This window comes from Delftia sp. GW456-R20 (assembly GCF_001622915.1).
GTDB classification, from domain to species: Bacteria; Pseudomonadota; Gammaproteobacteria; order Burkholderiales; family Burkholderiaceae_C; genus Comamonas; species Comamonas acidovorans.
In genome coordinates, this window is record NZ_LWCN01000003.1 from 901,953 (window position 1) to 920,906 (window position 18,954).

Annotated in this window: 15 protein-coding genes; 6 read left to right on the top strand and 9 right to left on the bottom strand. The window is 68.6% G+C overall.

Translation table 11 applies throughout. From position 1 onward, the window contains the following. Window position 1: 1 nt before the first annotated feature. On the bottom strand, window positions 2–1,741 hold the full coding sequence (locus tag A4F85_RS05310; protein WP_012206599.1) for an ABC transporter permease: 1,740 nt from the start codon (window positions 1,739–1,741) through the stop codon (window positions 2–4). Window positions 1,742–1,818: 77 nt separating this feature from the next. After that, entirely contained in the window at window positions 1,819–3,147 is a 1,329-nt protein-coding gene (locus A4F85_RS05315) for an ABC transporter substrate-binding protein (RefSeq protein WP_063325868.1), read from the bottom strand. 201 nt (window positions 3,148–3,348) lie between these two features. Here A4F85_RS05315 and A4F85_RS05320 point away from each other — a divergent pair, with 201 nt between their 5' ends. From A4F85_RS05320 to A4F85_RS05330, 3 genes are all read left to right on the top strand, one after another. Continuing rightward, on the top strand, window positions 3,349–3,663 hold the full coding sequence (locus tag A4F85_RS05320; protein ID WP_013801561.1) for a type II toxin-antitoxin system HigB family toxin: 315 nt from the start codon (window positions 3,349–3,351) through the stop codon (window positions 3,661–3,663). Between the two features lie 11 nt (window positions 3,664–3,674). Next, complete coding sequence (locus A4F85_RS05325; RefSeq protein ID WP_063325970.1) at window positions 3,675–4,061, top strand: helix-turn-helix domain-containing protein; 387 nt, start codon at window positions 3,675–3,677, stop codon at window positions 4,059–4,061. 103 nt (window positions 4,062–4,164) lie between these two features. After that, a complete protein-coding gene (locus tag A4F85_RS05330) occupies window positions 4,165–5,142 on the top strand; it encodes an alpha/beta fold hydrolase (RefSeq protein ID WP_063325869.1) in 978 nt (325 codons plus the stop codon). A 55-nt stretch (window positions 5,143–5,197) separates the two neighbouring features. Here the strand turns inward: A4F85_RS05330 and A4F85_RS05335 are convergent, their stop codons facing one another. Continuing rightward, window positions 5,198–7,732: a penicillin acylase family protein gene (locus A4F85_RS05335; protein WP_063325870.1), complete on the bottom strand. Its 2,535-nt coding sequence runs from the start codon at window positions 7,730–7,732 to the stop codon at window positions 5,198–5,200. A 185-nt stretch (window positions 7,733–7,917) separates the two neighbouring features. Here A4F85_RS05335 and A4F85_RS05340 point away from each other — a divergent pair, with 185 nt between their 5' ends. Next, window positions 7,918–8,298, top strand: coding sequence for a hypothetical protein (locus A4F85_RS05340; RefSeq protein ID WP_034395933.1), 381 nt, complete (start codon window positions 7,918–7,920; stop codon window positions 8,296–8,298). A gap of 148 nt (window positions 8,299–8,446) precedes the next feature. Here the strand turns inward: A4F85_RS05340 and A4F85_RS05345 are convergent, their stop codons facing one another. The 4 genes from A4F85_RS05345 to A4F85_RS05360 all read right to left on the bottom strand — a co-directional run bounded on the left by A4F85_RS05345 (window position 8,447) and on the right by A4F85_RS05360 (window position 13,252). Then, window positions 8,447–9,196 carry a sterol desaturase family protein gene (locus tag A4F85_RS05345; protein WP_016449226.1) on the bottom strand — a complete coding sequence of 250 codons (750 nt, stop codon included), beginning with the start codon at window positions 9,194–9,196 and terminating at the stop codon, window positions 8,447–8,449. A gap of 19 nt (window positions 9,197–9,215) precedes the next feature. Next, window positions 9,216–10,208 (bottom strand): LD-carboxypeptidase, encoded by a 993-nt coding sequence (locus A4F85_RS05350; RefSeq protein ID WP_013801556.1) that lies wholly within the window; start codon window positions 10,206–10,208, stop codon window positions 9,216–9,218. Between the two features lie 379 nt (window positions 10,209–10,587). Beyond that, window positions 10,588–12,015, bottom strand: a complete 1,428-nt coding sequence (gene tadA, locus A4F85_RS05355; RefSeq protein ID WP_082848112.1) for a tRNA adenosine(34) deaminase TadA — start codon at window positions 12,013–12,015, stop codon at window positions 10,588–10,590. Beyond that, the gene (locus tag A4F85_RS05360; RefSeq protein WP_063325871.1) at window positions 11,984–13,252 is read right to left on the bottom strand and encodes a branched-chain amino acid ABC transporter substrate-binding protein; all 1,269 of its coding nucleotides are present in this window, start codon (window positions 13,250–13,252) and stop codon (window positions 11,984–11,986) included. Before A4F85_RS05360 ends, tadA begins: the two co-directional genes overlap by 32 nt. Window positions 13,253–13,755: 503 nt before the next feature. Here A4F85_RS05360 and A4F85_RS05365 point away from each other — a divergent pair. Beyond that, window positions 13,756–15,762: a peptidase U32 family protein gene (locus A4F85_RS05365; RefSeq protein WP_063325872.1), complete on the top strand. Its 2,007-nt coding sequence runs from the start codon at window positions 13,756–13,758 to the stop codon at window positions 15,760–15,762. On the opposite strand, the gene A4F85_RS05370 is transcribed toward A4F85_RS05365, so the two are convergent. After that, complete coding sequence (locus tag A4F85_RS05370; RefSeq protein ID WP_063325972.1) at window positions 15,726–16,007, bottom strand: hypothetical protein; 282 nt, start codon at window positions 16,005–16,007, stop codon at window positions 15,726–15,728. The genes A4F85_RS05365 and A4F85_RS05370 overlap by 37 nt on opposite strands. A gap of 10 nt (window positions 16,008–16,017) precedes the next feature. Next, entirely contained in the window at window positions 16,018–18,360 is a 2,343-nt protein-coding gene (locus tag A4F85_RS05375) for an FdhF/YdeP family oxidoreductase (RefSeq protein WP_063325873.1), read from the bottom strand. Between the two features lie 128 nt (window positions 18,361–18,488). On the opposite strand from A4F85_RS05375, the gene A4F85_RS05380 reads away from it, so the two are divergent. Further along, entirely contained in the window at window positions 18,489–18,947 is a 459-nt protein-coding gene (locus A4F85_RS05380) for a GNAT family N-acetyltransferase (protein WP_063325874.1), read from the top strand. The last annotated feature ends 7 nt before the right edge of the window (window positions 18,948–18,954 follow it).

The following is an 18,954-nucleotide window of genomic DNA, read 5'->3' on the forward strand; positions in this document are numbered from 1 at the left end:
TTCACTCCGAAGTCGATTGCACGGTGGCGCGCGAGCGCTCCACGAAGCGGTGCGAGAAATACGTGCCCAGGCCGACCACGACCACGGCCAGCACGCCCAATGCCGCACCGGGCCCGCGCCCCGAGATGCTTTGCATGTACAGGTAGATGCCGTAGCTCATGGGCGCCTGGCTCTGGGCCGAGGCCAGCATGATGGTGGCCGACAGCTCCACCGCCGCCGTGATGAAGCTGGTGACGAAGCCGGCCAGGATGCCGCCGGCCATCAACGGCACCATCACGCGCCGTATCACGCTGGTGCGGCCCGCGCCCAGGCTTTGCGCGGCCTCCTCCAGCGAGATGTGCACCTGCTGCAGCGCCGCCATGCACGAGCGCAGCGCATACGGCAGCCGCCGCACCGCATAGGCCAGCATGATCAGCACCCAGGTGGTGACGATGGGCGTATCGGTGAAGGGCAGGTTCACGCCCTTGAACAGCCGCAGGTAGCCGATGGCCAGCACCAGCCCCGGAATCGCCAGCGCCACCGAGGCCAGGTAGTCCAGCCACTGCCGGGCAGGCAGCCGGGTGCGCAGGATCAGGTAGGCGATGGCGGTGCCGATCACCACGTCGATGCCCGCCGCCATCAGGCAGTACAGCAGCGTGTTGCCGATCATGTAGCCCGAGTCGGTGAACACCGTGGCGTAGTGCTCCAGCGTGTAGCTGTCGGGCAGCACCGAGAAGCTCCAGACCTTGGAGAACGACATCAGCAAGATGCCGATGTGCGGCGCCAGCACCACCAGCAGCACCAGGGCGATCCAGCCATAGGCCAGCAGCGCCTCCCAGGCCGACAGCCGGCGCTTTTGCAGCGCGCTGCCGCCCTTTTGCAAGGTGGCGTAGTCCTTGCCCTTCATCACCCGCGCGGCCAGCCACAGGGCGACGATGGAGAACGCGATCATGATCACGCTGATCACATAGCCCAGCGGATCATCGAGCCCCACCGAGGTGATGCGCAGATAGGCCTGGGGCGCCAGCATATTGGTCACGCCCATCACCAGCGGCGTGCCCAGGTCGTCGAACACTTTCACGAACACCAGGGCCGCGCCCGCCAGGTAGCCGGGCATGGCCAACGGAAAGATCACGCGCCGGAACAGCCGGAAACCGCGCGAGCCCAGGTTCAGCGCCGACTCCTCCATGGCCCCGTCGATATTGCGCATGGCCGCCACGAGGTTGAGCAAGATGAACGGGAAGTAGTGGATGCTCTCCACGAAGATCACGCCCGTCAGCCCCTCCATGATGGGCACGGTGAAGCCGAACCAGTCGTCCAGCAGCAGGTTGACCGAGCCGCTGCGCCCGAAGATCAGCTGCAGCGCCACCGCCCCCACGAAGGGCGGCATGATCAGCGGCAGCACGCCCAGCGTCTGTATCAGCAGCGCGCCCCGGAACTCGAAGCGCACCGTCAGGTAGGCCAGCGGCACGGCGATCAGGCTGGCGAAGAACACGCTGGCCAGGGACACGCCCAGGCTGTTGAAGAACGACTCGCGGAAGACGGTCTGGCCGAAGAAATTGCCGAAGTGCCCCAGCGTGAGCCCGCCGCCTTCATTGACGAAGGCGGTGTAGACCACCATGCCCACGGGCACGATGAGAAAGGCCAGCAAAAAGGCCAGGATCAGCGCGAAGGCCAGCCACGGCCCCCAGCCCGACGGAATGCGCCGTGCGCGCGCAGCAAGGGGGGCGGCGCCGGGCGCCGCCATGGAATCGATGCTCATGCGAATGCTCCGCAGCGAAAGAGACTGTCAAGGGGAGTGCATGCAGGCGCCCGGTGCCGGGCCCCTGCGCCCGCCACTTACCGGGCCAAGCCGCGCGCCTCGGCGGCCCGCTTGCCTGCGCGCTCGTAGTTGGCACGCGCCTTGTCGGCCCACATCTGCTCCAGGCCCGTCAGCTCCTTGGACACGGCCACGTCGCGCCGGCTCTTGCGGAACAGCTCCAGGAACTGTTCGTCCTTCACATTGGCTTCGCCCACCAGCGGCGAGTAGGCGATGTCGCGCGCTTGCGCCAGCAGCTCCTGCCCCTTGGCATTGGGCTTGGCCTGCAGGGCCTTGTGCGCCTCCTGGATGGCGCGCGTGGCCGCCTGCAGCTCCTTGAGGCGGAAGGTCACCATCTGATCGAACAGGCTGATCACCACGGCATAGCGCGACTCGGACAGGTTGGCGTCGAACTGCACCTTGGCGCGCTGCGCCACCTCCTGCGGCACGGGGTAGCCGGCCGGCGCCTTGAGCTGGCTGTAGGGCAGGATGGGCAGGCGGCTGATCTTGGGGTCGAACAGCAGCTGCTGGCCCGGCACCGACATGGTGAAGGCCATGAACTTGCGCGCCTCATCGGCATTCTTTGCACCCGCGATCAGCGCGATGTTGGCCGGCACCACGGCCGTCATCGCCGGATAGGCGAAGTCCACCGGGAAGCCCGAGTACTTGCCCGCCAGCCCGAAGAAATCGATCACGATGCCTATGCCGTACTGGCCGTTGTTCACGCCATCGGGCACGGCAAAGCTGCGGTCGGTCACGGCAGCGGCATTGCCCATCATGGACAGCAACTGGCGCCAGCCCTTGTCCCAGCCCTCGCCCTGCAGGATGGTCTCCACCGTCAGCTGCGTGGTGCCCGAGCGCGAGGGCGAGGAGATGGCGATGTGGCCGAAGTACTCGGGCCGCGTCAGATCGCTCCACTCCTTGGGCGCCGCCAGCTTGTGCGCCTTCAGGTAGCGCGTGTTCCACATGATTCCGTAGCCGGCCAGCGCCTGGCCGTAGTACAGGCCCTGCGGGTCGTTAAGCGGGTAGTTGCCGATCTTGGCGGGCGCGGCCGGATTGCGCGTCTCGGGCGCGGCGGTCAGCAGCTTGTTGCGCGCCAGCACCTCGAAGGCATCAGGGGCGCTGGCCCACATGATGTCGGGCCGCTGGCCCTCGGGCAGCTCGCGCACATAGGCCACGGCGGCCGTGGTGTTCTTGTTCAGGATCTCGATCTTGATCCCCGGATTGGCCGCCTCGAAGGCCTTCTGGTAGGCCGTGGTCAGCTCCTTGGGAAACGAGGTCAGCACCGTCACCGTGCCGGCCTGGGCCGCCATGGCGGCGCCCCACAATCCTGCGGCCATGGCGGCCGTCAGCCATCTGCGTTGCTGCATTGCTGTCTCCTTCGGGTTGTTGTGCGGTCAATCTGCAACCCACTGTAGGCAGCGCCGGCCCGGCCGGCCAATCATTGTTTCTGATGCCGTGCATCAGCGGCGGCGGCGCTCGGGTTAACCCGGCGCGAAAGCACAAGCACGGCAAAGAGCACAAAGACCATGCCGGCAGCCTCAGTCCCAATTTGGGACTAACATCCACCCATGCACATCGTGGCCCGTTCCACCCTCGTCAATTTCTACAGCAGGCCGGAGCATGCGGATGCCAAAGGACCGCTTGAGGCGTGGTTCGACATGGCCACCCGCGCGCAGTGGACCTGCCCCCAGGACGTGAAGGACCAGATCGGCAATGCCAGCATCGTGGGCAACAACCGGGTCGTGTTCAACGTCAAGGGCAACGACTACCGCCTGATTGCCGCCATCGCCTACAGGCAGCAGTGGCTGTACATCAAGTTCATAGGCACGCACGCGCAGTACGACAAGGTGGATGCCGCCACAGTGGACCAGAGCCTGCAATGAAAGGAATGACCATGGAAATCCGCCCCATCCGGACCGAGCAGGATTACAGGACAGCACTGACCGAGATCTCGCAACTGATCGACAAGGACCCGGCCTCGGGAACGCCCGACGGCGACAGGCTGGACATTCTCGGAACGCTGGTTGAGGCCTACGAGGCAAGGCAATACCCCATCGCTCCCCCCGACCCTATCGATGCGCTGCGCCTGCTCATGGAGTCCCGGGGCATGACGGTCAAGGACCTAGTGCCCTACATCGGGCAGACCAACCGCATCTACGAAATACTCAACCGCAGCCGCCCCCTGACGCTGAACATGCTCTACAGGCTTCATGACCTGGGCATACCGGCCGAGAGCCTGCTGTCCCGCCCGCGCACCGCCGCCTCGGAAAGCCACGGCTGATGCCCACCCCGGCCGGGAGCCGTGCTGGCGCACCGGGAAATCCCCAGCCACCGCTGTCCCGCCCCTGACTGCTGCACAGCAGCAAACCGGAATAATCGGCGGGATGCTGCAAGCCCCCTCTTCCCTCTCCGCCCCGGCCGCTGAAGAAGCGCCCATCTACGCTCCCACACGCCCCTGGCGCTCGCGCATGGTGCCGGTGCGCACCATGGAGTACCACGTGCGCGAGTGGGGGCCGGTGGATGGAGATCCCGCGCTGGCGCCGCTGGTGCTGGTGCACGGCTGGATGGATGTGGCGGCCTCCTACCAGTTCGTGGTCGATGCCTTTGGCGAGGCCTTCATGGCGGGGCGCCGCATCATTGCGCCGGACTGGCGCGGCTTCGGCCTGAGCCGGCCGGCCTGGCCTGCCGACCGGCATGACTTTGCCGACTACCTGGGTGACCTGGACCACCTGCTGGACACCCTGGTGGGCGATGCGCCCGTGGACCTGGTGGGCCACAGCATGGGCGGCAACGTGTCCATGATGTACGCGGGCGCGCGGCCTGCGCGCATACGCCGGCTGGTCAATCTGGAGGGTTTCGGCATGCCGGCCACCCGGCCAGACCAGGCGCCTGCGCGCTATGCGCAGTGGATGGACGAGTTGCGCCAGCTGCGCAGCGGCGGCATGGAACTCAAGAGCTATGACAGCGTGCAGGACGTGGCGCGCAGGCTGATGAAGACCAACCGCCGCCTGCCCGGGGACAAGGCGCTGTGGCTGGCCCACCACTGGGCGGCGCCCGATGCGCAGGGCCGCTGGGAAATCCTGGGCGACACGGCGCACAAGCTCATCAGCGCGCAGCTGTTCCGCGTGGAAGAAATCCTGGCCCTGTACCGGGCGATCACGGCGCCGGTACTGGCCGTCGAGGCCAGCGACGACAGCCTGGGCATGTGGTGGAAGGACCGCTACACGCTGGCCGAGTACCACGAGCGCATCGGGCAGATTGCCGACTGCCGCACGGCCGTGGTCCAGGACGCCGGCCATATGCTGCACCACGACCAGCCGGCGGCGGTGGCCGGGCTGATCGAGCAATTCCTCAGCACCTGAGTCCTGCGCGCGCCGCTACTGCAGCCTAATGCAACCTACTGCAACCTACTGCAACCTACTGCGGCCGCAGCATCATCGAATGGCGCCAGCGCGCGGGCGCCATCTGCAGCGGCCGGTAGCGGCCGTCGGCCCATTCGGCAGACATGTCCGCATAGCGGCTGGACAGGGCCACGCCGCTTTGGCCGGTCTGGTAGATGAACAGCGAGCGCTCGGGCTCGGCCAGGTCGTAGATGGCGCGCAGCGATGCCGCATGGCGGTTGGCGAACGGCGCCCTGGCATCGCCGGGCAGGTACTGGCCCACGTTGACGGTGTAGCTGTCGCCGCCCGAAGGCACGCTGACATTGAAGATGCCCGCCAGCAGCCCCACGCTGCCCAGCGGCCGGTGGCTGCTCAGGGCCGCATGCGCCGTGCCCCAGCGCCAGCGGCCCAGGTCGCTGCCCTGCATGGACTGCAGGCGCACCAGCGCCCGGTCCAGCGCCTGGCTGACCTGGGCACTGCAGCCTGCAGCCGCGCACCACCAGCCGTCGCGGCGTTCCAGCATGCCTTCGATGCCTGCGCGGTAGTCGCGCTTGCCATAGGTGGCCGCAAAGGTCTGCGCACCAATGCGCGGGATCACCAGGCCGCGCGTCAGTTCGTCCACCCAGGCGGCAAAGATCAGGGGCGCGGCCTGCGCAGCGTCCATGCGGCCGTCGAACTGCGCCATCACCCGGCGCGCCTGCGGGGCCAGCGGATGTGTGGCCGGCGCTTCGTCCAGGGCCTTGAGCATTTGCGGCAGCAGGGCGCGGGCGGCCAGCGAGGTCTGGTCGTTCTGGATGGAGGCCATGCTGACCATGTCGTGCCTGTCCTTCGCCTCGATGAGCTCGGAGATGCGGCGGTGCCGGTACGGCAGGCTCCAGTCCTGGGTGAGGAAGTGGGCATAGCCCTCGCGCGTGATGCGCTGGTTGGCGGTGGCCAGATAGCCCAGCGCCGTTCCATCGTCCTGTGGAGCCTGGTCGTAGGGCAGCCAGCCCTGCCAGTCGTAGCGTGCCTCCCAGCCCGGCGCGGGCGCCACGCCGTGCAGGTCGTTGTCGGCCGCACGCAGCGGCACCCGGCCTGCGGCCTTGAAGCCGATGGCGCCATGCACATCGGCCGCGACGATGCTCTGCATGGGCGAGTGATAGTCGGCAAAGGCCTCGAACAGCTGGGCCACGCTGCGCGCCTCGTTGGCCCGCAGGCCCGCCTGCACAGTGAGGTTGTCGGTGTCCAGCGCCGCCCAGCGCAGGGCCACGGCGTAGCGGCGCTTGTCGAGCACGGCCTCGTACTGGGGCTGCACATCGCTGATCACAGGGCCGTGGCGCGTGCTGCGCAGCGTGAGCTGCACATCGGCCCGGCCCTTGACCCTGATGCGCTCGCTGCGCTCGGTGAAAGGCGCCCAGCCGTCCGGCGTGCGGTAGCGGCCCGGGTTGCCTGGATCGATCTGCTCCAGGTACAGATCCTGCACATCGGGATTCGTGTTGGTGAAGCCCCAGGCCACCTCGCGCGTGCGCCCCAGCACCACGAAGGGCAGGCCCGGCAGGGTGGCCCCCACCACGTCGATGGGCGACAGCGGCGTGCCGTCCTGCGCCTGGCCGGCAGGCGACTGCAGGCGCGCGTAGTACCAGATGGCGGGCGCGCTCAGGCCCAGATGCGGATCGTTGGCCAACAGGGGTTTGCCGCTGGCCGTGCGGCTGCCCGACAGCACCCAGTTGTTGCTGCCCTTGCCGTCGTTGGTGCCCGCATCGCGCACCATGTCGCGGGACCAGCGGGCCCAGGCATCGCTCGCCTCGCTGGCGGCTGCCACCTTGGGCGCAGACGCAGCCTGTGCCTCCTGGCGGTACACGCCCAGCCCCCGGTAAAGCGCGGCCAGATCGGTGGAGGTGGCCGGCGCCTCGCCCGGATAAGGCGGCATCAGCTGCCACAGCTGCTGTGTGTCCAGTTGCGAGAGCGCGGCCAGCCGCGCGAATTCGTTGCCCCAGTTGCCGCCCAGGTCCAGCGCCATCATCAGCGCCCAGCCCACGCTGTCCTCGGGCGCCCAGGCCGAGTTGTCGCCGCCGCCCGGCGACGTGTCCAGCAGCATGAACTCGGGCACCTGCGGGTGCTGGCGCATGGGCAGCGCCGCATAGAAGGCCGCGATGCCTTCGCTGTAGGCCTGCAGCGCCTCGCGCGCGTTGGCGGGCAGGGATGCGTACTGGCGCCGCGCCGCGCCGCGTATGTCCAGCGCGCGCATGAGCTTGTCGGTATCCAGCGTGGCCGGGCCGAGGATCTCGGACAGCGTGCCATGCATCAGGCGGCGGTTGAACTCCAGCTGCCAGCCGCGCTCCTGCGCATGCACATGGCCCAGCGCGCGCCACAGGTCCTGCGGCGAGAAGGCGCTGATATGGGTGACGTCGGCATCATCGCGCCGCACGCGCACGGGCTGCTCCAGCCCGGCCAGCGTGAGCTGTCCGTCAAGCACCGGCTGCACGCGCACGGCATAGATGGCCAGCGCGCTGCCGGCCAGCAGGGCCGAGCCGACCACCGCCACGGCGCCCACACCCCACCACCGCGAGTTCAGGATTCGCATGATTCCCATTCTTTTCCCCACCCTCTGCTTTTTTCGTATCGTAGTGTTGCAGTTTGTAGCATATGCGCGCGCGACATGCTCACATTGCTCACGACAGAAAGCCGCGCCTGCGGGGCGCAGGCTTCAGGCGACAATCACTGCCGGCCCTGCGCACATGGATGCAGGGCAACCGACAGAAACAGGAAGTACGTGGAATGTGGCCTTTCAGCCTCTTGAAGAAGCTCACCCAGGACCCGCCCGTGGGCCAGCCCCGTGGTGACTACATCGGCTGCTACCTGCTGGGCACCGAGGCGCCGGGCCAAGCCGGCGTCAGCTACGTCTCGCTGGCCACCACGCGCGAGCAGCTGGAGGCCGACGCCCGCGCCTATCTTGAAGGCTTCGTGCGCGACCACCCCGAGGCCGCCGACACCGACCTGTCCGCCATCCACTCCCTGCTGGAGAACCTGCCCCAGCGCCTGGACGCCCACCTGTCCGGCGACACGCGCGTGCCGCTGGCCGAGCAAGGCGGCACCGTGCTCTTCCTGCGCACCGGCATGCGCGCCCGCCGCAAGGAAAACGGCCGCTACCTCGAATAGCAGTCAGCCCCCCGCCACCGTGCAGAGCCTCAAAAACTGGCGCGGCCAAGAACAAGGGACAGCGAGCAAGGGCCTACGCCGGCCGCGCCGCCCCGCAGCGAGGCTGTCGTCCCCCCCGCGAAGCGAGAGGGGGAAGGCGCGCAGCGCCTCAGGGGGAGTTCTGCTTGTGCACGTCTTGCCAGCGCAGCATGTCGGTCACGCGCTCGGCCTTGTCGGCATCAAAGCCCAGGCGCTCCACCCGCTCGGCCGGATTGGCCCAGGTGCCGAACAGCAGGTCCCAGACGGGCAGGCCGTAGTTCTGCGCATGGTGGCCGTACTGGTGGTGCACGGTGTGCATCTCGGGCCGCTGCACGATGTATCCCAGCCAGCGCGGCGTGCGGATGTCGGCATGCAGGAACAGGTCGAACGCCCCCGTGAGGCCGATGGCGAAGGCGGCAGCCAGCGGGCTGGCCCCCAGCACCCAGTAGCTGGACAGCGCGCTCAGCAGTACGGCGGCCGCCGTGTCCATGGGGTGGGCGAAAAACGCCGTGAGCGCCTCCACGCGCGGCGCGCTGTGGTGCAGCTGGTGGAACAGGCGCCACAGCGTGTCCGACCGGTGCGTGGCGCGGTGCCACCAGTAAAAGACAAAGCTGGTCAGCACAAAGCTCAGCGCGCCCACGGCCCAGGCCGGCCATTGCCGGCCCACGTCCAGCAACGCATGGCGGCGGATGCCGTCCGAGAACAGATGGCCTACCGCCAAGGTGGTGGCCAGCGTGCCCAGGCCCAGCAGCGTGGACAGGATCAGCCAGCGCCGGTCGCAATGGTTGCGCGAGGCCGGCGCGATCACCTCGCGCGTGAAGATGCCGACGAACATCAGCGCCAGCAGCGGGTAGGCCGCGAACTCCCACATCTGCAGCATGCCGTCCGCTCCCTTGCGCTCAGTGCACGTGGCCCCAGTAGATCAGCGCATCGCGCCCTTCGACCGACAACGACACGGGCGCGCCCACGGGCAGCATCACCTTGGTCGGCACATGGCCGTAGGGCAGGCCCTGCAGCACGGGGCACTTGACCTGGCTGCGCAGCCAGTCGATCACGGTCTGCAGCTTGAAGCCCTTGTCATGCGAGCTGAGCTTGAACTCGCTGAACTGGCCGAACACGATGGCCTTTTGCTGGGCCAGCACGCCGGCATGCAGCAGCTGGGTCAGCATGCGTTCCACGCGGTAGGGATGCTCACCCACGTCTTCCAGGAACAGGATGCCGCCCTTGATCTGCGGGAAGTAAGGCGTGCCCAGCAGGGAGACCAGCACGGCCAGGTTGCCGCCCCACAGCGTGGCGCCGCCGCTGATGTAGAAGTCCTTGACGGCGGGCTTGCCGTCTTCGCGCAGGCCGATCTTCGGCATCTGCCAGCCCGCGCCCTCGCCCTGGCCGCTGAGCAGGTCGTTGAAGCAGTCCAGCATGATGTCGTCCACGCCGCCCTCATCGTCGGGGCGGCCGAAGTCGTGCACCAGCAGCGGGCCGGCCCAGGTGGTGGCGCCGGTCCTGGCCAGCAGGGCCAGCGACAGCGCCGTGAAGTCGCTCAGGCCCACGAAGCGCGTGCCGCCTGCGATGGCCTTGGCCACGGCCTTGTACTTGATGCCCGGCAGGATGCGCGTGAGGCCGTAGCCGCCGCGCGTGGGCAGCGCCAGGTCGGCACCGCTGGCCGCTGCGCGCTCGATGGCCGCCAGGCGCGTGGCGTCGTCGCCGGCAAAGCGCTGGTGGCTGCTCAACGCGTCGGCATCGATCTCCACCTGGTGGCCCATGGCCTCCAGGCGGCGCACGCCGCGCTTGAAGCCGGCCTTGTCGCGCACGGCACCGGCAGGCGAGTAGATGTAGATGTGGCGCGGACCCTGGTCATGCGCATGGCCGCAGCAGCTGCCGTCGGCGGCATGCACATGGCCATGATCGTGGTCGTGCTCGTGGCTGTGGGCAGCGCCATGATCATGTGCCGCAGCATGCGAATGCTCCTGTGCACGGTCATGGCCATGGCCATGTGGATGTTCGTGCCCGTGGGCACAGCAAGTGCCGTCGGCGGAATGCACATGTTCGGGCGCGTGATCAACGGGTGCAGGCGCGGCAGCGGCTGCCTTTTTGCGGGGCGTGCCGGGCGTGCCGGGCGTGCTGGGTGTGCCGGGCGTGCTGGAAGAGCGGGAACTGCGCGAAGTGGCCAAGGTGGTTCCATGCCGGCCCTGGCCGGCATGCTCCATATTGCAAGGGGAGTGAAGACGGGGACCTGCCGCTGCGCAGCCCCGGCAAGGGGCCGGCGGCGCAGGCCTACGGGCGGAAGTATTCCACAGCACCGTCCACCATGCCGGCAGCGCACAGGGGAACCCAATGGCCGCACGGGGATAGGCGCAGTTGCGCTGGCGGCAGCTGTGGCAGTGCCTGCAGCCAGGCCTGGCGCCATGCGGGCGCAGGCATCAGCGCATCGTGCTCGCCGCCCTGCACCCACAGGCGCTGCTGTTGGCTCCACTGCACCAGCAACTCCATCGGCAGCGGCGGCATTTCGGCCTGCACGCGGGGCCATGCCTGCAGCGCGGCGCGGTGGCCGGGTTGGGAAAACGGCAGGTTCCAGGCCTGCGGCTGTGCGCCAGCCTCCCTGCCCACCTCGTGCATGGCGCGGCCCACGGGCCATGACGGCTTGCGCGCTGCCTGCGCAAACCATTGCACGCAGGCATCGGGCGCCGGACCTGCAGGCCAGGCATTCATGAGCCAGGCGCCGCAAAAACGGGCGGGCTCGGCCTGCGCCACGGCCAGGCCCAGGCGCGCGCCATCGTCATGGCCGACCAGCACGATGCTTCGCAGGTCCAGCGCCAGCACCAGCTCGCGCAGCACTTGCACATGCCAGGCCGCGCTGTGCGCCTTCTCCTTCTTGGGCTGGTCGCTGCGGCCAAAGCCCGGCAGGTCGGGGACCACCACGCGATGGCCGGCCTGGAGCCAGCCGGGCAGCATGGGCTGGAACAGCTGGCCCCATGAGGGGCTGCCGTGCAGGCACAGCCAGGTCAGCGGCGCATCGTGCGGTCCTTCATCGACCACGGCCAGGCGCAGGCCTGCCAGCGCCGGCAGGTCGCTGCGCCACTGCGGCTGGGCAAAGCCGCCAAAGGTGGAATCCGCATGGCGCAGCGACGTGTCCTTGAGCGGATGCGGCTGGGCCGCGCGCTGCTCGGCGCGGCGCGTGCGAAAGAAGTCCGACATCAGGGCCGCGCATTCCCCGGCCAGCACGCCGCGCGTCACCTGCGTGTGGTGGTTGATCTGCGGCAGCGCAAACACGTCCAGCACCGATCCGGCCGCGCCCGTGCGCGGCTCGGCCGCGCCATAGACCACGCGGCCCAGGCGCGCATGCAGCATGGCGCCGCTGCACATGGTGCAAGGCTCCAGGGTCACGTAGAGCGTGCAATCGTCCAGCCGGTAGTTGCCCAGGCGCGCGGCCGCATCGCGCAGCGCCAGCACCTCGGCATGTGCCGTGGGGTCGCCCTGGGCCACGGGCGCATTGCGGCCCCGGCCGACGATGGCGCCGTCCTTGACGATGACGGCGCCCACGGGCACCTCGCCCGCCTGGGCGGCGGCACGCGCCAGCTCCAGGGCGGCGCGCATCCAGGCCTCGTCGTCGGCCTGCGGCAGTGGACGGTGCTCGGCAGTCAAGGTGTCACAGTGTCCGGGCGACAGGGGGTCAGGGCAGCGGCTTGCGCACGCCCTGCGCATAGTGGTAGAGCGTGACGACCGGCGCCTGCAGCTCGCCCTGGGGCGTGAAGGCAATCGGCGCCGTCACGCCGTCATGCCGGGTCTGGCGCAGATAGGGGATATAGGCATCGGGCCGGATGGAGTCGGCCCGCACCATGGCCTGGGCCAGCACCATGGTGGCGTCGTAGGCGTAGGGGCTGAAGACCTGGTACTGGTCGGGAAAGCGCTGGTCGTAGCGCTGCTTCCAGGCAGCGCCGCCCGGCATGCGCTCCAGCGGGCTGCCGCCCACGGCGCAGGTCACATTGCGCAGCGGGGACGTGTTGCCCGCCAGCTCGGGCAGGCGCAGCGTGCACAGGCCGTCGCCGCCCAGCAGGCGCACCTTGTCCATGGCCAGCTGGGCCATCTGCCTGAGCATGGGGCCGGCCTGGGCGTCCAGGCCGCCGAAGAAGATGGCGTCCGGCTTCTTGCCCTTGATGGCGGTGAGGATGGGCACGAAGTCGGTGGCCTTGTCGCCGGTGAACTGCTTGTCCACGATCTCGATGCCCTGCTCGCGCGCCTCGGCCTCGAACAGCGCCACGATGCCCTGGCCGTAGGCCGAGCGGTCATCGATGATGGCCGCGCGCTTGACGCCCAGCTTGCCCACGGCGTGCGCGACCAGCGCATCGACCATGGCGCGGTCGTCGGCGATCACGCGGTAGGTGGTGTCGTAGCCCGCCTGGGTGATGGCCGGGTTGCTGGCTGCGGGCGTGACCATGACGATGCCGCAGTCGTGGTAGATGGATGTGGCCGGCAGCGTGGTGCCCGACTGCAGGTGGCCGACCACGGCCGCCACCTTCTTGTCGCACAGGCGCCGGGCCAGGGCCACGGCCTGGCCGGGGTCGCCGCCATCGTCGCCGGCCTCCAGCTTCCAGCGCAGCTTGCGCCCGCCGATCTCCAGCCCCTTGGCGTTGAGATCGTCCAGGGCCATGCGCACGCCGTTTTCCTCATCCTTGCCCAGGCTGGCGATGGGGCCGGACACCGGCCCCGCATGGGCAATGCGCACCACCAGGGGCGCATCGGCTGTACCGGGAGCAGCAGGCGCAGCGGGTGCAGCAGGTGCAGCGGCCGCACCGGGTGCAGCCGCCGCAGCGGAAGCCCCTGCCGACTGCCCGTTGGCCGGGCCGCTTCCCGGCAGCGCCCAGGCCAGGCCGCCGCTGCCCAGCATGGTGCACAGCAGGGCCGGGCCGGCCCACGGGAAATGGCGAATCGAGGCGTGCATGGCAACTCCTGGAAAAAACGGTCAATCTGTGAAACAGGCGCCCTGGCAAACGAAATCCGCTGCGGCGTGGCCCACTCGGGCGCTGCCCGGCCGGGCAAGGCCTGGCGCAAAAAGCGCGCATCAGGCCCGGGGCGGGGCAGGCACGGGCCGGGGTATCCGGCATGGCGGCCCGGCCCGTGCAGTGCGCATCCTAAAGGATAGGCAAAAACCGGCGCCGCCCGCCAGGGCATCGGGCGCATACCCCCTGGCGCGCGTTTTTTCGGGGCTGCGGCGATAATGCTGCGCCTCACCGCAAGCGGGCTGCGAGGTTTTCGTCGCCGGACCGCCCCAAGAGTGGGGGCCTTTTTTTGTCGCCGGGCCGCCCCAAGACAAAAAGCGGCCCCCTTGGGGGGCAGCGGACCTTGCGCAGCAAGGGTAGCGTGGGGGCCAGTTTCCCCCGCATTGCGCCCGACGCCCGGCCCCCACGCCGGTGCGGGTACGAACACAGAACACCACAAAGCCCCATGTCCCTCCTGCCCCACCAGCTCGAACTCCTGTCACCCGCGCGCGATGCCGACATCGGCATCGAGGCCGTGAACCATGGCGCCGACGCCGTCTACATCGGCGGCCCGGCCTTCGGCGCACGCGCCACGGCGGGCAACGACATCCGCGACCTGCAGCGGCTGATCAACCACGCGCACCGCTTCGGCAGCCGTATCTTCATCACGCTCAACACCATCCTGCGCGACGATGAACTGGAGGCCGCGCGCAAGATGGCCTGGCAGATCTACGAGGCCGGTGCCGACGCGCTGATCATCCAGGACATGGGCCTGCTGGAGCTGGACCTGCCGCCAATCCAGCTGCACGCCAGCACCCAGACCGACATCCGCACACCCGAGAAGGCGCGCTTTCTGCAGGACGCCGGCCTGTCGCAGATCGTCGTTGCGCGCGAGCTGGACCTGCAGCAGATCGCCGCCGTGCGGGCGGCCACCGACCCGGCGCGCACCACCATCGAATTCTTCGTGCACGGCGCGCTGTGCGTGGCCTACTCTGGCCAGTGCTACATCACCCACGCCCACACGGGCCGCAGCGCCAACCGCGGCGACTGCAACCAGGCCTGCCGCCTGCCCTACGAGGTGCTGGACGCCAGCGGCCGCATCATCGCCCACGAAAAGCACGTGCTGTCCATGAAGGACAACAACCAGAGCGACAACCTGCGCGCCCTGATCGACGCCGGCGTGCGCAGCTTCAAGATCGAGGGCCGCTACAAGGACATGGGCTACGTGAAGAACATCACGGCCCACTACCGCAAGCTGCTGGACGAAATCATCGAAGAGCGCGAGTTCTCCGACACGCCCCTGGCGCGCTCATCCTCGGGCAGCACCACGTTCAGCTTCACACCCGACCCCGACCAGAACTTCAACCGCGAGTTCACCGACTACTTCGTCAACGGCCGCAAGGACGACATCGGCGCCTTCGACACGCCCAAGACACCGGGCCGCGCCATCGGCTGGGTCACCAAGGTGGGCGAGAACTTCGTGGAGATCGAGACATCGAGCCGCGACACCGAACTGCACAACGGCGACGGCCTGTGCTACTACGACCTGCAAAAGGAACTGGTGGGCCTGCAGATCAACCGCGCCGAGTCGGTGGATGCGAAGAAGTCGCTGTGGCGCCTGTTCCCCAAGGACCCAATCGCCGGCTTCAAGGACCTGCGCAAGGGTCTGGAGGTCAACCGCAACCGCGACATGGCCTGGGTGCGCACGCTGGACAAGAAGTCCAGCGACCGCCGCATCGGCCTGTGGGCCGAACTCAAGGAAACGCCCGACGGCTTTGCGCTCACGTTGACCGACGAGGATGGCTTCACCGCCACCGCCGCCATCGTGCAGGAACACCAGGCCGCCACCGACGCAGCCCGTGCCGAGGCCACGCTGCGCGAGCAACTGGGCCGCTTCGGCGCCACCATCTTCTCCGTGCATGACATCGGCCTGCAGCTGAGCCAGCCCTGGTTCGTGCCGGCCTCGGCCCTGAACCAGCTGCGCCGCGACGCCGTCGCCGCGCTGGAGGCCGCGCGCCAGGCCGGCTTCGTGCGCCTGCCGCGCTCCCTGCCCGTGGAGCCGCCCGTGCCCTTCCCCGAGGACACGCTGACCTATCTGGCCAACGTCTACAACCAGAAGGCACACGACTTCTACATCAAGCACGGCGTCAAGGTCATGGACGCGGCCTACGAGAGCAAGGAAGAAGAAGGCGAAGTCAGCCTGATGATCACCAAGCATTGCGTGCGCTTTTCCATGAGCCTGTGCCCCAAGCAGGCCAAGGGCGTCATCGGCGTCAAGGGCACGATCAAGGCCGAGCCGCTGCAGCTGATCAACGGCAAGGAAAAACTCACGCTGCGCTTCGACTGCAAGCCCTGCGAGATGCACGTGGTGGGCAAGATGAAGCGCGCGGTGATCGTCCAGCACGCCAAGGAAATGCAGGAGTTTCCGATGCAGTTCTACCGCACGCGTCCCGTGCCTTCGGCCAGCGCCTGACAGGCCTCGGCCTCCACCCACAAGCGCCCGCGCTCCGTCAGGGCCGCCAGCCACCGCCCCTCTTCCTGCTCCAGCCTGACCCAGCCCGGCCCCGGTGTGCCGGCAATGGGCGCATCGCCCATCAGCGCCAGGCAGCGCATGAGCACGCTGGCGCCCTGCCCCAGGCGCTTGCCCAGCCTGGGCAGGGACATGGGTGCGGGCTCGGTGGCCAATTCGCGCAGGATGGAGGCGGCCAGTTCTTCCATGCCTTGCACTTCAGGCCGCCATTTCTTCCAGCGCGGGAGATGGCACGGCAGGCAGCCTGTGCGCCACCAGCTGCACGGGAATGGACTTGGAGCTGGGCGTGCCCGCCACTATCGCCGTGGCTGACAGTGGCACCAGCGGATTGGTCTCTGGATAGTAGGCAGCGATGCAGCCGCGCGGAATGTCGTAGGCCACGAGCCTGAAGCGCTCGGCGCGGCGCTGCTGGCCGTCATCCCACACCGTCTGCAGGTCCACCCAGTCGCCATCCTTCATGCCCAGGGCGCGGATGTCCTCGGCATGGATGAAGACCACGCGGCGCTGTCCGAAGACGCCGCGGTAGCGGTCGTCCATGCCGTAGATGGTGGTGTTGTACTGGTCGTGCGAGCGCGTGGTGAACAGCGTGAACACCGGCGATGCGCCGGGGCTGCGCGCGGCGCGTGCGCGGTGCACGGGCGTGTCGCGCGGCACGGCGTGCACGAAGAAGCCGGCCTTGCCCTGGGGCGTCTCCCAGATGCGCTCGCTCGCCGCATTGCGCAGCTTGAAGCCTCCCGGCACGGCCACGCGCGCGTTGAAGTCGTGGAAGTCGTCGAAGACCTGCTCGATCAGCTCGCGTATGCGTGCATAGTCGCCGGCCAGCTCCAGCCAGGGCACGGGCCGCTGCGCGCCCAGCGTGGCGGCGGCCAGGCGCGCGACGATGGCGATCTCGCTGAGCAGGTGCTCCGACGCAGGCGGGTTGATGCCGCTGGAGATGTGGACCATGCCCATGGAGTCCTCCACCGTCACGCCCTGCGGGCCGGTGGCCTGCATGTCGATCTCGGTGCGGCCCAGGCAGGGCAGGATCAGCGCCTCACGGCCGTGCACCAGGTGGCTGCGGTTGAGCTTGGTGGTCACATGTACGGTCAGGTCGCAGCGGCGCAGCGCCTGCCAGGTGGCATGCGTGTCGGGCGTGGCCGCCGCGAAGTTGCCGCCCAGCGCAAAGAAGACCTTGCCCCGGCCCTCGAGCATGAGGCGGATGGACTCGACCACGTCCACGCCGTGGGCACGCGGCGGCTCGAAGCCGAAGACCTGCTGCAGCCGGTCCAGCAGCGCGGCCGGCGGCTTCTCCCAGATGCCCATGCTGCGGTCGCCCTGCACATTGCTGTGGCCGCGCACCGGGCAGGCGCCTGCGCCGGGGCGGCCGATGTTGCCGCGCAGCAGCAGCAGGTTGACCAGCATCTGCACGGCGGCCACCGAATGCATGTGCTGCGTGATGCCCATGCCCCAGCAGACGATCGTGCTGCGGGCGGCGATGTAGACCTCGGCCGCCGTCTGCATCTGCGCACGGCTCAGGCCGGACTCGGCCTCGAGCAGGCCCCAGTCCTCGGCCCGCAGGTCCTCGGCCAGGGCCTCGAAGCCGGTGGTGTGTTCGGCGATGAAGGCATGGTCCAGCACGCCGCCGCACCCTTGCCCCAGTGCATCGTCCTGCGTGATCACATGCTTCATGATGCCCTTGACGGCCGCGATGTCGCCGCCCACGCGCAGTTGGAAGTAGTGCGTGCTGATGGGCGTGGCGCCCAGGGTGGCCATCTCCAGCTTGCTTTGCGGGTCCTGGAAGCGCTCCAGCCCGCGCTCGCGCAGCGGGTTGAAGCTCAGGATGCGCGCACCGCGCTTGTGGGCTGCGCGCAGCTCGCCCAGCATGCGCGGGTGGTTGGTGCCGGGGTTCTGGCCGAAGATGAAGATGGCATCGGCCTGCTCGAAATCGGCCAGCTGCACCGTGCCCTTGCCCACGCCGATCTGCGGCTTCATGCCGCTGCCGCTGGGCTCGTGGCACATGTTGGAGCAGTCGGGGAAATTGTTCGTGCCGTAGGCGCGCACGAACAGCTGGTAGAGAAAAGCCGCCTCGTTGCTGGCGCGGCCCGAGGTGTAGAAGATGGCCTGGTCAGGGTCGGGCAGCGCGTTCAGGTGGCGGGCAATCAGCGCAAAGGCGTCGTCCCAGGCGATCGGCCGGTAGCGGTCGCTGGCCGCGTCATACACCATGGGTTCGGTGAGCCGGCCCTGGTCCTCCAGCCAGAAATCGCTTTGCGCCATGAGCTCGGCCACCGTGTGCCGGGCAAAGAATTCGGGCGTCACGCGGCGCGCCGTGGCCTCGGCCGCCACGGCCTTGGCGCCGTTCTCGCAGAACTCGAAGGTGGAATGGTGGTTGCGGTCGGGCCAGGCGCAGCCCGGGCAGTCGAAGCCGTCGGGCTGGTTGGCCGACAGCAGGGTCTTGGCGCCCTTGACGGCGATATCCTGGCGCATCAGGGCCTGGCTCACGCTGCGCAGTGCGCCCCAGCCGCCAGCGGCCCCCTTGTAGAACTCGATCTTTTGTTCGGACATGGGCCGGGAGTGTTCCGCCTGTCCATGATCCAGGTCAAATCACATCTCCAAATGGAGAGATTCAGCAAAGATATGAGCACGGCATCCTTGCCCTGCGCCATGCTGGCAACCTCCGCCCCGGACCACCGATGAACTCCACAGCCATACACACCGCCATCCCCGAAGACGCCGCGCTGATCGCCCCGCTGTTCGATGCCTACCGCCAGTTCTACGAGCAACCTGCGGATGCCGACGCGGCGCTGGCCTTCATCACGGCGCGGCTGGAGCGCGGCGAATCCGTGATCCTGCTGGCCCGCCGACCGGACGGCAGGGCCCTGGGCTTTTGCCAGCTCTATCCCTCGTTCTGCTCTGTACTGGCCGCGCCCATCTACGTGCTCTACGACCTCTTCGTGGCGCCCGATGCGCGCCGCCTGGGCGTGGGCCGCGCCCTGCTGCTGGCGGCCGAAGCCCATGCACGCGCCACGGGCCATGCACGCATGGACCTGACCACGGCACGCAACAACCTGCGCGCCCAGGCGCTGTACGAGTCGCTGGGCTGGGTGCGTGACGAAGTGTTCCTGACCTATGCGCGCCATCTGCAGGCTTGAGCCGCCA